We start from the raw sequence: 14,597 nt of genomic DNA, 5'->3' as shown, positions 1-14,597 counted from the left end.
TATTACTGGTAAAGGTTGCACCAATAGGTAGATACTGGGGCTGGCGAGTCCAAAAGTATAGTGGTAGGGGTGAGAGAGCAGCAGTAAAACCAGCAATCGGCCCAACGATATTGAGAATTTTGAAAAATAGGCTTTTTTCTGGATTTTGTGCTTGTTTAGTTTGAATGTTGGTTTGAGCGGTTTGTCTTGTGACTTCCATAGTTTTAGATAAATAAAGTAGTAGAGTGGTTAGAAATGGCAAGCATTATTATCTGTTGAAATGTTTTGGCTACATTTGCTTTCGTCCAAACATGGTGAAACTTTGAATTTATTTATGATGTTTACAAAGAAGTAGTCGTAACTCAGGAGTCAGAATTCAGGAGAAAGCTTGCGTAAGGCTTGAGGACTTTGTACGAATGACTCTTAACTGTTGGTTTAAAGCCTCGTCAGAGTTGTTAAGCAAAACAAAAAAGTTTTTAACCACCAGCGCGAAACTCCTTCCTTTATGGCTGGAGTTCTTCTGACTCCTGAATTCTGTATTCTGACTCCTTTCATTAGCTAAAAATCTCGATGTTACCAACAGCAAACTTGCTTTCATCGAGGGGACTACTAGGTAAAGCTTGTTGGTCAGCTTTGTTACGCATCGACTCGACTTTATCGGCTTCGCGGATGGCAAGCGGGTTAATCTGGCGGCGTTCTTCTAGTAATGCCTCGATTGTTAGTTCAAGTGTGGGGACTTGGCTTTCTGAGTAGGTATCTTCTGTTATTGTTTCGCAGAATATGGTACTAGCGGCGCGTTCTACAATTGTCTGGATTTCTGCACCTACACACCGATTGGTGGCTTTAAGAATTCTGCGCCACTGTTCCTCGCTCCAGGGGTCGCCGCCATTGCGAAAACGTTCGTCAAATCGGGCAGCGTGCAGTTTGAAGATACTATATCTTTCCCCATTATTGGGCAGGTCTACCTTAAATAAATAGTCAAACCGTCCAGCACGGGTGAGTTCGGGTGGCAGCCATTCCATTCGGTTGACTGAGGCGATGACTAGTACATCTGACGTGCGCTCTTGCATCCATGTCAACAGCTGGCCAGCAAGCCGTTTGGCGAGGTCATCATCCCCAGCGAAGCCTTTATCGAAGTCGTCGAAGTACAAAATTACTTGGTTGAGCCTATCTGCCAGTCGCAACAAGCGTTTAAGTTTCATTTCTGCTTGGTTGCCAAAACTTCTAAAGTTGCCCCAATCGACCATGATAAGGGGAATACCCATATTCTGGGAACAGGCTTTTGCTGAGTGTGATTTTCCCGTCCCCGGTGGCCCCACAAGCATAATCCCTTTGGGTACACGCAGATTATATTGTTTGGCACGCGGGGTAAGCAATCGCTTGAACTTTTTGAATGACTGTTGCATGAGTTCCAATCCACCAAGTTGGACTTTTGGTGGAGGTAAGAATTCGATGTCATACAAGCGGTTGAGCAGTTGAATTTTTTTTGATAGCAGAAGCTTGGCTATCTCACTGGAATTTCCTAAATCATGATTTTTACTAATATCGTTTAGGCAATACATAATATCAGAAATATACAAACCAGCACTAGCGTTAGCAATTTCTAAATAGTCTTGTTCCGTATATGTGAAAGAAAAACTTTTGCTTTTAATTAAACTGTAAATAATTTCTTGTACATCTGGTAGTTCTTGACTCCATAGGGGAATTTCTGCCGCTATTTCGCTTGCTATCTCAGCGTTGGCTCCTAGTAATATAGTAGTTTTGCCACTATCTTTGGTATGAAATTTGAGATTGATTAACGACGATTTAATCCATTCTGATATAATAAAATCGGTTTCTTTAGGTGTATTTTCTTTGATCCAAGGGAAAATATTCTCAACAATTAATACTCCAGTGCCAGAATAAATTTTCCAAAAATTGAGTACTTGAAAATAGTCTTCTTTATTTTGTTTTATGGAAGGTTTATAGTCGTCAAACTCTCGAAGAACGAGATTGTCTTCGGCGCTGACTACTAGTTCTTTAATACTGTCCTCGCTGAGATTCCAGATGTAGGCTTTTCTGCCTGCTTGGTGACAGTAAGTAGTGATTCGGGTGAGGAGGCGGTGACGTTCTTGGAGGGGAGATTCGCAGGCGATGATTGGATAGTTGTCCGCAAGAAGGTCTTCTAGATAGTCAAAGCTAGACTTCATCTTAGTTGCTTGTAGCGTACTCAGAAGTAATCTTATCCAGAAGAGATGCTGTCCGAAAACTGATAATTTTCTAATTCTTGCGTCCATAAATTAGAAAAAAGTTGGTTGATTTTCAGTATTTTGTTGATTGTATAATCGCGTTGTGAATTTAGATAATTGCAGTATGAAGAGTTAGTGCAAGTATGGCAAAGACACCAGAATATCCAATTGTTGTTATCCCAGAGTTAGTTAAAGAAAAAAAACAGTTTACCCCTTTAGTTTTTCCTTCTGGACAGGGAGATGCACCAATCGGGGCAAGTGAGGGGCTGTTTGAAAATGTTCTCAAACACTATTTTGGTGAAATTGTTTCTCCCCAGCAGGTGATGCTTCCTCCAGGGCATCGACTACCATTTACGGCTGATTTTCTTATTATTGAACCAAATACTGGCTTACACATAGATTTGGAGGTTGATGAGCCAATTTCGTTTGCAACTCTTAAGCCTACCCACTGTATTGGCGAGGATGATTACCGAAACAAGTGTTTTGTCGATGCAAACTGGCTTGTCATTCGGTTTGCAGAGGAACAAGTCTCGTCTCAACCAGAACGCTGCGCTCGATTTATTGCTGGTGCGCTCGCCCAACTGACAGATAATAATACTTATCGCCATCAGCTACTTCATGTAGAGAAAGTTACTCCTATGCGTCAGTGGTCTGCACGTCAAGCTTCCAAATTAAAGAAGAGTGATTACCGCCAAGGCTATCTTGTCCAAAGGAAGAAGATTACTGTCTAGAACCAGCTGAATGTTTTTAAAATTGCCAATTGGCAATTCAGAACCAGAGGCGATCGCCTCTGGTTAAGTCGCCCAAATGCTGATAAATTCGTAAGATGGCAGTTGCCACCGTGGCAAATATTGGTTTTACCTGGTATTATGCTTGCCTCTTATTTTCTCGTCATGTCCTCACTGACAATGGCTGTCAAACTTAAAGAAATTAAAGGTAGCACTATGCTACCTTCAACAGAGTGATTTCACTCCTTGCACCACTTATTTTAGGTGTAGCCTATGTTGTAATTTATTATTTGTTATTTTTTATTAAAAATATTATTAATAAATATCAATCAGCAGTCTTATTGACTGCTGATTAATTTACCAATTTCCGAACTTTTGATAAGTGCTTGTAACCCAGTTATAAATTATGACTCTACGGTTTAATTTTGTTGCATCGGCAATACAATTAGCTGTTCCCCCTGGTTGCCCATCCCAGATAGCAATCATCATATCGTGGACATTTTTTATTTGATTAATTATCCATCGGTTACGAGCATTTAAACATTTGATTCCTCCAGCTTCTTGATAAGGTAAGTTAGAGACAAATTTGATAGCGTCGCATTGGGATAACAGCCAATGATACTTCTGCTTATCGAGATTATTCCATTTGGCATCTTGGTTAGTGCAGAGTACGACAGCAGTGAGGTTTATCTCAATAGGGTACTTATCCTTTAAGCCTAAGATTATCTCTACTGCTGCGGTATCAACTCCCAATGCCATGCCTGAATAGAACTGGATGCGTTTGTAGCCCCACTCAAGGGCGCGATCGCAAGCACGAACAATCATGCCTTCGAGTCGGCTACGCACCTGCTTCCATCTTGACTCATCAAATTTTTGATGCCTGTTTCCCATGAATGCCACTTTTAGGGTTGGTTTATCTTCTATGAGGCAATCAACAAACTCTTGGGGCAGCCAGATATTAGGAGGAAGATTGAAATTGCCAATCAGAGAAGCTATCTCTAGGTCGGTGTATCCTGCAAGGTTGCATCCAATCCTAGTTGTTAGGAATTCTAGTTCAGAATGAGTATTTGCATATTCGACTAGTTTCTCAATCTGGGATTTGATTTGGAGAAGGGGGATTGACCGGATACCCTTACTTAGGTCTTTGGTTGCGATCGCCCAAGATTGTCCCTGCCTTCCTTGGGGATTACCGTATTCTGCATTGCAGTACTGTCGCGCAAATAAAGCACTTCCAGCACCATGTCTTCCTTCAGTGTTGCTGCCAAATACGAAAATCTGGTATGAAGCTAGTTTGGTAATTCTGTCAGGAATAATTTTGTAGGGATGATTATTTGACATTTGGTTCTTTTACCCAAAAGAAAAGATTGGGGTATCTGTGATTAAATTTTTCTACTTCTGCTTGAGCAGCAGTTAGGTTATCCCATAATTCCATCTCACCATAATCACCTCTTATCATTGCTTCTTGTCTAGAATTTGGATGAGTGAAAATTAAGGGTGATGCTTCTTTACTAGAATTTTTTCTTCGCCAACAAATACAGTAATTGTCCATTTTATATAAACTGATAATAGAATGAATTACTATCAGTTTATATTTTTATTATGTTGACTGTTTAATTTGGCTTAAGGCTATTAACATTTCTTCTCGGTTGAGATGTCGTTTCTTACCTGTTTTGGATTCTTGGATAGCGTAACTCCATTTTATTCCAGCTTGTGAGCATTTCTTTCTTAACTGTTGAACAGTCATCTGTTTGGTTGTAGATACTTGATGTTTGTTTTTGGTAGATATCCAAATTTTGGATTTTTCAGTTAAGGTTTCGGTTTTAATTACAGTGGGTTTTATAGATGTAGTGCAGTTACAGTGTTTTTCAAAAGCGATAGATATCTCTATTAAGAACTGGAAAATAAAGAAAGTGGAAAATCCGTAAATAATCACGTAGAGAAGCCCTGTCAGCATATACTGTGCTAATTCCATTGTTGTAACTCCTGTTGATATAACTAGTAACTGGCTATTTATGAAGCGATATGCCAGCTTTCTATTTATATTAAGCGTGAGCTTGTGTGATATTAAAAATGCTTTTTTACAAAATTACTCTGTCAGCTTTGATATTATCCCAAAACCAGAGATATTGAATATTATTGAATGACGTAAAATTATTTAATTGGTGCTTATTTATCGGAAATATTAATAAATTTTATATTAATTCAAGGCTCAAAAATAAGTTATGTTTTAATACTTACTGTCTCCAAATGATGCTGAAACAGTAATGAAATAACTCTTGGGCTTGGTTTAGTTATATGAAAATGTTATTTTATATATATTTAACAATTATTTTGATATTATCTACTAACTGTACTACCATACTCAAAATAGCTTTCCAGCCAAGTATTATCCCCCAAAAGCCGCTAACAAATAGACCAAATACTGACTTGAGGAAGATAACTCCCCTGTAATTTATCTCGATATTTGATTCGGCTTTGGCATAGATAAAATCGTCCCCTATTTGATTTTTCAATTTCCTCATTTTTCGTTCTTCTTCTCTATCCCTTCTTTCTTCTTGTACCTTCCAGCCCCAAGGGGTAAATCCTAAAATAATCGAAATTGGAAGATAGAATGGCCAGCTATATATGTAGCCAAGGGAAGCATAGATGATAAAAAAGGTTAGCCCTAAACCAGTGCGCCAGACTAAACACCAGAGGATAAACAAACTGTCGATAATAGCGTTACGGATAACTATACTTCGGTTCTTGTGATATGACATTTGAAGGTTGCTTCCAAGGGCTAATATTTAACTTTTTATTGATGGTGATTGCATACCTTCAGATTAAGCTGAAACTAGGGGTAGTTTGATTACTAGTTGAAAATTAGAAACTACCTAATCAAATGCAATTACCTATTGAGCCATACTAAATAAGGTTAAATATACCAACCTATCGTAACGATGTTTGTACCTAGTCCGACATAGTTACTGTTGCTAACATTGATATTTCCTATTTCATCGATTATATCTTCAATGATTTTAAATCTAGGCAAAGTTTTGATGATTTTTTGAAGAAGTTTAAAATTAAGCTATATAGGAATCCGGTTTGATTTCTAAAATTATTTGTGTATGGAGGGAACAGGGAACACTTCGGCAAGCTCAGTGCATCGCAGGAAAGAAGCCTCTTGAAGTTGTGCCTAGCTTCGCAAAAATCAAATACTAGTCCTATAGTTTTTAGAAAAAATAAAAATGATTAAGATTTGACCCTTAACCATTTGATGATATATTCGGAAATGGGATATAGCTATGTTTGATTTACATGGTTGAGGCGTATGCCATTAGTTGTGGTTTTTCTTATTGCGCGTCTTACTACCTGATTGCACCTTAAACCGTACCTGTTTACCGATAGTTACCTCAGCAACATTGCTAATATCTTTACCAGATTTATAGGCTTCAATAATTGCCTTATTATTAGCTTGGTACTTAATAACTCTAAATTCATCAGGAAAATCTTCATCATCTACTTCTACTAGTAAGTTAGCCACTTTGGGTGGATTATCCCTGATTTCAATTACCCTTTCCTTACCGATGTTTTTGTCATTGATTAATCCAATCTCGTGTAGGTGGATGAGGGTGCGCTTGATTTGTTCAAGTTGAGTTTTACGACGTGAGATTACCTGGTCGTGGAGTTCGGCTACTCGCGCTTTTCTTTCCTCCCAAGTTTCAAGGTCAAGATTTAACTGGTCAACTACCCAGGCGATCGCATCGATTTTGGTTTCGATACCATCCTGAATAGTCATAAGTTCTTGTACGAGTTGTTTTACCTTACCCTCTTCTCCTAACTCGCTTGCTTCTTCTATCTGTGACCAAAGTTTAGCTGCATCTAGGCTTAACTCTTTGAGACTGAGTTGGTTGATTTCGTGTTCAATTGCTTGAGTCATAATTTACTTTTGATATAAAAAACCAGTAGCAAGTAACTGCTACTAGTTCTTGACTAAAGAGAGTTGATGCTTGAAGGGAGATTGAATTTAGTACCCGTACCGCAAGTGATAGTAGTCTGATTTTTCTTGTGCCAATTCTGCTTCGTAGTCGTAGTAATCTGCCTCGCTTATGAAGGTGCTTTTTTGTTGAATTTGCTGTGCAGATTTTACTAATTTTTTGTTAGCTTTTGGGTTATAAGTAGTAGTTTTCATGTTTATACAACTTCAATTTTTCAACGAAGTTGTTGCGTCAGCAAATGTTGTGATGTTGACTTATAAAGAGAATATTTCTCTTTTACCTTATTAATATACTTAATTTTGTTATCATACCAGATAGATTTAGTTCTCATGGATGTGGCTAAGAGCGATGTAGAGTAACCTCTGCTCCTGCGATCGCCCCTTTGATGAATTTGCTTGAATTTGACGCGATATTATTGTGATTATATTTACGCAGAAAGTTTTCCGGAAAAATTCACCTGTGACATAACTTGTGTGCGTATTGAATTAGCAGCCTTCTCTGCAATTTCTTCTCTATCAGCATCAGTAAGAACTACTGCAAGTAGCGATTTGAGAGCTTCGCGGTTAGATATAAACTCCTCACCGTATAAATCATCTTGTAACAAAGTAGCTTCCAAGTGAGGTATTAACTCAGGCGTAGGAGATAGCAACCGCTCTTTAATGCGTGCCCTTGCAGTCTCTGTTGCAGAAGTTGTACCTATACCTAAATCCCATGTTTCAATTATTAGCCTGACTTCGCGGTTAAGAGATACACGCAGCGTTGATAGACGACCAAATAAAGGAAGGTTGAGCATTAAAGGTGGTAATGCATTACCCCAATCCAAACCAGCGCCAATCGTGCAATTTGCTTCATCTTCGATGCAAACAGCTTCTTCGAGCCATCCTTCACCAAAAAGCAAATCTATAGCTTCTTGGGTTGTTATTGACTCGTTTTCCTCAGAATTATCCTTTTGCTGTTGATGATTCATAAAATTTTACCGGGATCAGCCCTTATCTTTGTCTCAATACACCATACTCAAAGTAAACTAAATTATCATATTCTTCTTCCGAACCGCAGTTCAACATATTTTGTTTTTCGTAAAATCCTTCAGACCTTGGTAAGGAATGCAACCCAATTCTACCTTCATACCCTAACTCAACACTTCTAATTCTTGCGAAATTTAATAGTGCTTGACCGACACCTTTGAATTGAGGCGGGCGTTGAATCTCGATTCGGTTAGTGGGGGCAGTGGCAATGCCATCAACATAAACTAGCCTTTTACCAATATTTAACCGAGAACCGTGCATTTGCGTTTCTATTATCATTAATCCTTGAGTTTTGTTTTCGCACTCAATTGCGTAACCTTCAAGATTTTCTTGATTGGAAATATATCTTAATTTGAATATCCAATCCCAGTATTTATCTGATTGACTAAATAACCTTAAGCTTTCTACCCAATAATTGACATAATCATCAACATGTCTTTGGACTAAATCTACCAAATAGGCTTCAACAGATGTATTGTCAACACCTCTTTTTAACTCGATTTTTCGCTGCACCTAAAGCTCCTAATTGTTAACTGATGATTAAAGCTTGTGACTGCTATTTGACTGGTAGATAAAAGAGTAAATGTGAATGCGTATATCAATAGCTTGATGCCAACCAGCAAGCACAGCATCATCTGAAATGTCTCCAAGAACTACCAAACCATCTTCTTTATCCATATAGTAAGGTAAAGGTTCAGCGCTCAACCAACCAGAAGCAATAGCTTCTTTATCTCGCTCAACAATTGAAACTTCTAAACTTTGCTCATATCTTGAGTAGTAGTAAGGTAAATAGCAAGCTGGATATTCTCTTAAAGATTCACGATTAACTGTGTATGATTGCCAACGCAGTTGCTCTCCCTTGATTTCTTTATGATTAGCTTCTAGCCAATCATAGAGCTTTTTAGCTTGCCGCAATGCGTGGTCTTTGCCTGCAAAAACGACGTTGGGAAGAAAAATATCGCCGTCAAAATGCACCGCAACTTCAAATAAATCTTCATCTTCTGCTTCTGTTACCTCAATGATTCCAGCCTTATATAGTTCGGTCATTTGCCTACATTGGTAGCTCTACCCCTACATGGTTAAAATTTTAGCTAGTTACAGAATAATCAGAACACTCTGTTGGTTCTAGCCCACTTATGAAACTAATCAACGCAAAGGGACGCTAGAATTTCAACCAAATTATGAGGTGATGTCTTAAGTTCACTTCTTAAACTGGGACGCGATCTCTTTCGGATAGTGCGCTTATGTATCGGCACTAGGGAGTAATGAGTATACGGACAGCGAGGGGAAGTGCGTCAACGCTACCTTTGAAGGTCAACACGCCAGGTCTAAATAGCAAGTGCGATGGCGTAACCGCCTGCTGGAAGCGATCGCTCTAGTAATAACGTAGCGTGTGCTCGGCGTACAGGCAAGCAAGCGATTTATGGACGGATGCCTGGAGCAGGGTAAAGCACCTAACAGAAATTGTTGAACTTTATTATTCCTCTACAGCAGATTGTTTCTAAATGTAACAATCTTTCAAAACATAGACATAATTTATACTCAGTAAATTATAGCTTTGCGCCAAACCTTTTACAGTCAATATGTCGATATCAAAAATGATATCAAATGCCTGACCAAAAGTCCCCACCAAGCGAGATGATTCGTGTGCCCGTTCCACTAATTAAGGTGGTTCGGCGACTATCAAAACTACATAGGCAGGGTCATACAATTGCCTTGCTGCAAGCCTTAGAGGAATTACTAATAAAATTTGATATCAATAATGATATCGATGTAACGGCAGGCAGTAAATCAGTCAAACAGCTAGAGAAAAAGCTGGAGAAACTGGAATCCCATCTTGCCGATCAAGGCTCCTTGGTGGAAACAAAATTTGAAGCCATCACCAAAAAGCTGGAGCTAATCGAACGGGCGATCACCTCTGGAAGATTGGGCAACAACAAGCCGCGAAGACAAGTGCACCCATACCAACAAACACAAGTTGAATTACAACCCAGGACAAACGAAAGTCTTGCCCCAAGACTCGGTGTTAGCCCCCAAAGCCTGATTGCTGAAAGAGAAAAACTCAGCGCCAAAGAATTTTTGAGTTGGTCACGTAACCGTGATCCAATGAGCGTGGGTTGGGAATGGAATGCTCTTGACGAACTGTATCATCCGCTCAGGTGACGCAAGCGTTCACATTTCTGGGGTAGTGGCTCAATGGGCTACGTGGCGATCGCCGCTAATTTCTAATCGGGGCATGTCTTACAAAGCCTCAGCGATATCGTTTGAGATTAAGAGAGCTAGATTCATCTTCACCCACGTGTAGATAGTTGTCTATCGTGATTTTCCCTGACGAGTGGCCCAGCGTTTTAGTGATGATGTGAATAGGCGTGTTTTTAGCAGCATGGGTAGCGTGGCTGTGCCGCAACCAGTGTGGGGAGGGGATGCGACTTAACCCTGCTACTTCGGCAATGGATTTGATGATGCGGCGGATGTGGCGATCGCAAATGGGTTCACCCGTTTTTTGGCTTGTGAAAAGCGGCTCGGTTTTGTCTTTAGTATGTTGTCGATTAGCCAAAAGGTATTGGTAAAGTTCTATTGGTATGGGAACATCGCGCTCCTTGTCTCCTTTGCCTACCACTTTGATGTAAGGTAGCCCGGACTGATTTGAATGCATGGTAGCCCAGGTTAAACCACTCTCACCTACCCGAATAGCACCGTAGTAAAAAAGCTCCAGAATTAGTTGGTTGCGTTGCGCTTGTATCTTTTTGTGAGGAGTGGGGGCTTGTTCTACAACTTGTGCAGCTGCATCGAATAGGATTTCAATCTCAGTCTCAGTCAGGGTGCGCTCCTTAATCTTTTTGCGCTCCGGAGGTACTTTCAACAACATTGCAGGGTTGGCCCGCAAGTAGCCTACATCGCAAGCGTAGCGCAGAAAGCTTTTAAGGGAAGCAAGGCGGCGGCGGACGGAAGCACGAGCAATTTCCCCTGTTTTCTCTTTTTTAAGTAGGTGGGCTTTGTAATTGTCCACATCTTCTTTGGTGGTGGTGTGCAGGTTTAAATTATCTAAGTCTGGATAGTCAATGCTTAGTCGCCACTGAACAAAGTGCATCACGTCATTTCGGTATGCTCGCACAGTTTGCTCTGACTCCCTACTCAAGAGCCAACTAGAAAACAGTTCGCTGGTAGTTTCCGCCCCAGTGATTTTGGGTGTGCCAGTTGCCTGTACCACCGCTTCGACTGTTGCTTTGATCACCGCTAATTGTTCCGGTGATAACTGAGCGATGACAACCCCTAATTCTTCTGTATCTACACCTGCGTCTGTACGTGATAACGTCATCACACAGCCTCAAAATAATACGCGGAATAAAGCGGGTTTATCCGCCCCAAAATAATGTCCGATAACGTTTGTTCCCAGACATTTTTAGTCTCATTCTACTCCCCCTTGCTACTCTACTCACTACTAACAAAAAGGGTTTTGCCAAATTAATTGAAATGTTAACTTGTGTGAACGCAAGAGTCGGTTTTCTGATACTCCTTTGCAAGGGTCTTCATCAGGCTTAGTATCCAAAACTACTCTTGGAATAGGCATTCTGACATTAATTCACCGCCCGTGTTTGTTCCGGAAGCTGGTGCTGTTAGGTTCCAGAACAAACCGCCGCAGGTGAACGGGAGCAACTGTTTAGGAATGCGATGGTCTCCGACCGACCGGAGGTCATCGCAAGAAGGCGGGGCGTAAGCCCATCGCACCAATAAAGTGCAGATAAACCGCGTCTACTTTGAAACCCATAGTTTTTATTAATCGGGTTTTACTCCCAAATCCTATACTTTCGCCTGTTAAGAGTTCCCTTTTCAACTTGGACTAGGTTTAATTCTCGTGAAAGCGCAATTTACCTACCTTGGTACGCCGTAAAATCCATCGTGTCAAGTCTAATTTGTTATTGAAATTCGGAAATCCTTTTTTAGTAAAGGCTACAGGTTTTAGGGGTAGACGGTAATTGCCAACCCACAGAACCTGTATTTTTAAAATCCCTTGCGCTGCGATGGCACAAAGCGCCCACCATCGCAACACAATTAGGCTTTGCCTAGAGACTGGCATTCTAGAAAATGCCCATAATCTCTTTTTAGATGACAATTAATTGTTAAGTGGACATTTTAGCTTGGTGTCAGCGTTAATTCTTCATGCTTGCTGGAGTTGACAATTTTCACCAAGTGCTGATTGAGATAACTTTGGGCCGAAATGTACAGACTTTCCCAAATTTCTGAGTTGCGACAAATTTTAGTCCCCACTGTATTTCCTGCTGTTTTCTCCGATATCAAGTATTTACGGTAATAGTTAACCCACAGGTGTTGGAGAAAGTTTTCGGCGAATTCGTCAAAAGGAATAATCCAGTTATAGTCTTGGTCTAGGAATACCCGATAGGATGCAATGATGGGTAGTGCCAGGTCGGTTGGCGCACCAAACCCAAACGAGTACTTGCTGTCGGGGAGAAGGGTACTTTTGCGTGTATCGATTGATGCTAAATCGTTGACACCCTTTCTTCTGGGGTTGCTGATATGTTCTTGGATAATTTCGTACAGTCTTTGCTCTATCCACAGAGCTTTGGGAAGTAGAGGCAGTAAAAGAGTTAATCTTTCCCTCTCAGTGTCTGTGATTTGGCTTGGGGTGTTCGTACCTGTAGGGTGCTTGCTTCGTTTATTGCCGTCAGGGTTGTATCTATTTCTGTCGAGGCAGTTGATCAGCTTGAACAAGTGGTTAACATTACACTGGGCATTTCTAGGAGCGCCGCTTTGGTTTTGGTAATAGGCTATTCTAAATTTTCTATCTTCTGCTCTTTCTAACTGTGCTAAATACTGCTTGATAAATTTGTAATCTCCCCTAGCGTTCACTTTGGAGCGAGAATCTACTGGTGTTGTAGTATTGGATGCGAGGGCTATATCTTTAGCCTCCTCTTCCTGGAGGCCAATGTGGATGGTAACTTTGACTCTGGCTTGAGTTAGGTCATATTTGTAATTTTTAGCTTGCTCAAACGCTAAAACTGTGTGACCTCCATTGATAATGCCATCGCTACCCCCCTCGCTAGCTTCTAAGACTTCTAGCTCCAGTTCAGTTTTGTTTTTGCTAGGTTTAATTTTATTCGCTGACAGAACGATTCCACTGTGACGAGAGAAGAATTTTTCTGGTTGAGTCGTCACAGAGTCAAAGATTTGTCGGTATGTCGCACTTTTGCGGTTGGGTTCTCGGATGTTGGGTTCTAGGGGTAGGTTTGTGGGAAACGTGTCCACATGGGCGGTGGCGATGATGCAATTGGGGTTTGCATGGAAATAGTTATCTACTTTAATAATCCAGTTTTTCGGCATGGGTGGTTTCTGCATCTTAGCGATACATTCTCAATTATTCTTCTCGTGGGAAGAAGCTCGCGCTTAAAGATTATATTTTGTAATTTATGTCTAAAATTGTTGCAGTTGACTGGCAACGTCTAAACAACTTGCGGCAGTCCCCATCCGAACGCGAAGTAGAGGTGGATGGCGAAGGAAATTTTGATACTGATAGCGACTGGCTTTTTGGGGAAGGCTCCAGTGGTGTGGGAGCAGAAAATACTGAAGGTTTTTGAAATTGATCATAAAACAATTGTATTGACCAAAAATAAGCCCCAATGAATTGAGCTAGAGGTTTTCTGGATTGAGCAGTGAATTTGACGGATAATACAGAGTTCTAAACAGCCCTCTAGGGAACTCCAAAAAATAAATTATCCAATTTCTGGACTTCACTACAACTTTCCCTCCCCCTGCTCCCTTGCCTTCAGAGCGATGGGATATTTTTTTATTTGGAAATCCCGTATTGTGCAACGCCAATTCTTCGCCATCCTCAAATTTTAAATGGTTTTTTCAATGACTACATAAGTAGTAAATCTAACACGATATTTCCCGCACTCTCTTGCTAAAAAGGTCATCCCGATGTCAAAAATCACTTGATAATGCAATCCGTCTTGTCGGTAGATTTCCAGAACGCGACCGTGAGGAATAAGCTGACTCCATTGTTTGAAATCAACTGAGCGTTTAACTCGAACCAACAAATTATTTTCATTCGGTTGGAGTTGAACAAATATTTTTTTAAGCTCTTTCTCTAGGGTAAAAGCGTTCTTAGCATCCTTATCTTCGGCTGTGAGAATTTCTACCTGAGAGTGAGTATCAAATCCACCCCATTTTAATAATTCAACTAAAATGGAAGCCCCTTCTTCCCTCAGATAGCGATCGCGATACACAACTTTCGTCACCTTGCTTCCAGATAAAGCAGCCTCTAATCTCAGTTTATTTCTAAGTTCTGATATGCTGAAGTCGCCGCGCCATTCCTTCTCATAGGGGTTTAAGAAGATTACGGTAGTGTTTAGGTCTTCTAACTCAGATGCTTGGACAAGTCTTGCTTGTTGACGTAATGTTTCTAACCGACTAACAACTGTTTCAACACCTTCTGGGCTTCGGGTTTGAAACCATACCTGTGGTTTATTATTTGGAGATTGCTGCAATGACAGAGCAATACGGTTACTTTGGTCGCTATTGAAACAGAGAGTTGGGACATCCTTATGTAAATTTTCAGGAAAATGTTCAGCACAAGCCTGGTAAAGCTTTACTAAACCTTGGTCTATCAACTGTTGTAAGCGTTTTCGCCAAACCTTGAGG

16 protein-coding genes and 2 pseudogenes are annotated in these 14,597 nt (G+C 40.5%); 3 read left to right on the top strand and 15 right to left on the bottom strand.

Translation table 11 applies throughout. The features are described 5' to 3' along the window. Both LC586_RS36140 and LC586_RS36135 read right to left on the bottom strand, forming a co-directional pair. Window positions 1–199 (bottom strand): annotated as a pseudogene (locus LC586_RS36140) (DUF192 domain-containing protein); the annotation flags it as partial. Between the two features lie 334 nt (window positions 200–533). Next, window positions 534–2,168, bottom strand: coding sequence for an AAA family ATPase (locus tag LC586_RS36135; RefSeq protein ID WP_229490371.1), 1,635 nt, complete (start codon window positions 2,166–2,168; stop codon window positions 534–536). 182 nt (window positions 2,169–2,350) lie between these two features. Here LC586_RS36135 and LC586_RS36130 point away from each other — a divergent pair, with 182 nt between their 5' ends. Continuing rightward, window positions 2,351–2,938, top strand: a complete 588-nt coding sequence (locus LC586_RS36130; protein WP_229490370.1) for a hypothetical protein — start codon at window positions 2,351–2,353, stop codon at window positions 2,936–2,938. A 354-nt stretch (window positions 2,939–3,292) separates the two neighbouring features. On the opposite strand, the gene LC586_RS36125 is transcribed toward LC586_RS36130, so the two are convergent. The 9 genes from LC586_RS36125 to LC586_RS36085 all read right to left on the bottom strand — a co-directional run bounded on the left by LC586_RS36125 (window position 3,293) and on the right by LC586_RS36085 (window position 8,984). Beyond that, complete coding sequence (locus LC586_RS36125; RefSeq protein WP_229490368.1) at window positions 3,293–4,273, bottom strand: A1S_2505 family phage non-structural protein; 981 nt, start codon at window positions 4,271–4,273, stop codon at window positions 3,293–3,295. Then, window positions 4,263–4,484, bottom strand: coding sequence for a hypothetical protein (locus LC586_RS36120; RefSeq protein ID WP_094351896.1), 222 nt, complete (start codon window positions 4,482–4,484; stop codon window positions 4,263–4,265). Before LC586_RS36120 ends, LC586_RS36125 begins: the two co-directional genes overlap by 11 nt. 48 nt (window positions 4,485–4,532) lie before the next feature. Further along, complete coding sequence (locus LC586_RS36115) at window positions 4,533–4,907, bottom strand: hypothetical protein (RefSeq protein WP_229490366.1); 375 nt, start codon at window positions 4,905–4,907, stop codon at window positions 4,533–4,535. A 337-nt stretch (window positions 4,908–5,244) separates the two neighbouring features. Beyond that, complete coding sequence (locus LC586_RS36110; RefSeq protein WP_229490364.1) at window positions 5,245–5,694, bottom strand: hypothetical protein; 450 nt, start codon at window positions 5,692–5,694, stop codon at window positions 5,245–5,247. 557 nt (window positions 5,695–6,251) lie between these two features. Next, on the bottom strand, window positions 6,252–6,854 hold the full coding sequence (locus LC586_RS36105) for a siphovirus Gp157 family protein (protein ID WP_229490362.1): 603 nt from the start codon (window positions 6,852–6,854) through the stop codon (window positions 6,252–6,254). An 87-nt stretch (window positions 6,855–6,941) separates the two neighbouring features. After that, window positions 6,942–7,106 (bottom strand): hypothetical protein, encoded by a 165-nt coding sequence (locus LC586_RS36100; protein ID WP_229490360.1) that lies wholly within the window; start codon window positions 7,104–7,106, stop codon window positions 6,942–6,944. 233 nt (window positions 7,107–7,339) lie between these two features. After that, window positions 7,340–7,879, bottom strand: coding sequence for a hypothetical protein (locus tag LC586_RS36095; protein WP_229490358.1), 540 nt, complete (start codon window positions 7,877–7,879; stop codon window positions 7,340–7,342). Window positions 7,880–7,901: 22 nt separating this feature from the next. Further along, window positions 7,902–8,450 carry a GNAT family N-acetyltransferase gene (locus tag LC586_RS36090; RefSeq protein ID WP_229490356.1) on the bottom strand — a complete coding sequence of 183 codons (549 nt, stop codon included), beginning with the start codon at window positions 8,448–8,450 and terminating at the stop codon, window positions 7,902–7,904. A gap of 27 nt (window positions 8,451–8,477) precedes the next feature. Then, the gene (locus LC586_RS36085) at window positions 8,478–8,984 is read right to left on the bottom strand and encodes a hypothetical protein (RefSeq protein ID WP_229490354.1); all 507 of its coding nucleotides are present in this window, start codon (window positions 8,982–8,984) and stop codon (window positions 8,478–8,480) included. A 561-nt stretch (window positions 8,985–9,545) separates the two neighbouring features. On the opposite strand from LC586_RS36085, the gene LC586_RS36080 reads away from it, so the two are divergent. Then, window positions 9,546–10,100 (top strand): hypothetical protein, encoded by a 555-nt coding sequence (locus LC586_RS36080; RefSeq protein WP_229490352.1) that lies wholly within the window; start codon window positions 9,546–9,548, stop codon window positions 10,098–10,100. 88 nt (window positions 10,101–10,188) lie between these two features. Here LC586_RS36080 and LC586_RS36075 read toward each other — a convergent pair whose 3' ends face one another. The 3 genes from LC586_RS36075 to LC586_RS36065 all read right to left on the bottom strand — a co-directional run bounded on the left by LC586_RS36075 (window position 10,189) and on the right by LC586_RS36065 (window position 13,277). Next, complete coding sequence (locus tag LC586_RS36075) at window positions 10,189–11,256, bottom strand: tyrosine-type recombinase/integrase (RefSeq protein WP_229490350.1); 1,068 nt, start codon at window positions 11,254–11,256, stop codon at window positions 10,189–10,191. A 528-nt stretch (window positions 11,257–11,784) separates the two neighbouring features. Further along, on the bottom strand, window positions 11,785–12,015 hold the full coding sequence (locus LC586_RS36070; RefSeq protein WP_229490348.1) for a hypothetical protein: 231 nt from the start codon (window positions 12,013–12,015) through the stop codon (window positions 11,785–11,787). Window positions 12,016–12,071: 56 nt separating this feature from the next. Then, window positions 12,072–13,277 carry an AIPR family protein gene (locus LC586_RS36065; protein ID WP_229490372.1) on the bottom strand — a complete coding sequence of 402 codons (1,206 nt, stop codon included), beginning with the start codon at window positions 13,275–13,277 and terminating at the stop codon, window positions 12,072–12,074. 86 nt (window positions 13,278–13,363) lie between these two features. On the opposite strand from LC586_RS36065, the gene LC586_RS36060 reads away from it, so the two are divergent. Beyond that, the gene (locus LC586_RS36060; RefSeq protein WP_229490347.1) at window positions 13,364–13,531 is read left to right on the top strand and encodes a hypothetical protein; all 168 of its coding nucleotides are present in this window, start codon (window positions 13,364–13,366) and stop codon (window positions 13,529–13,531) included. Between the two features lie 261 nt (window positions 13,532–13,792). Here the strand turns inward: LC586_RS36060 and LC586_RS36055 are convergent. Further along, window positions 13,793–14,597 (bottom strand): annotated as a pseudogene (locus tag LC586_RS36055) (DEAD/DEAH box helicase); the annotation flags it as partial.

Origin of the sequence: Nostoc favosum CHAB5714 (assembly GCF_020829495.1) — a bacterium.
In the GTDB taxonomy this organism is placed as follows: Bacteria; Cyanobacteriota; Cyanobacteriia; order Cyanobacteriales; family Nostocaceae; genus Nostoc; species Nostoc favosum.
The sequence above is the reverse complement of the archived record's forward strand: the minus strand, read 5'-3'. Positions and strand labels throughout refer to the sequence as shown.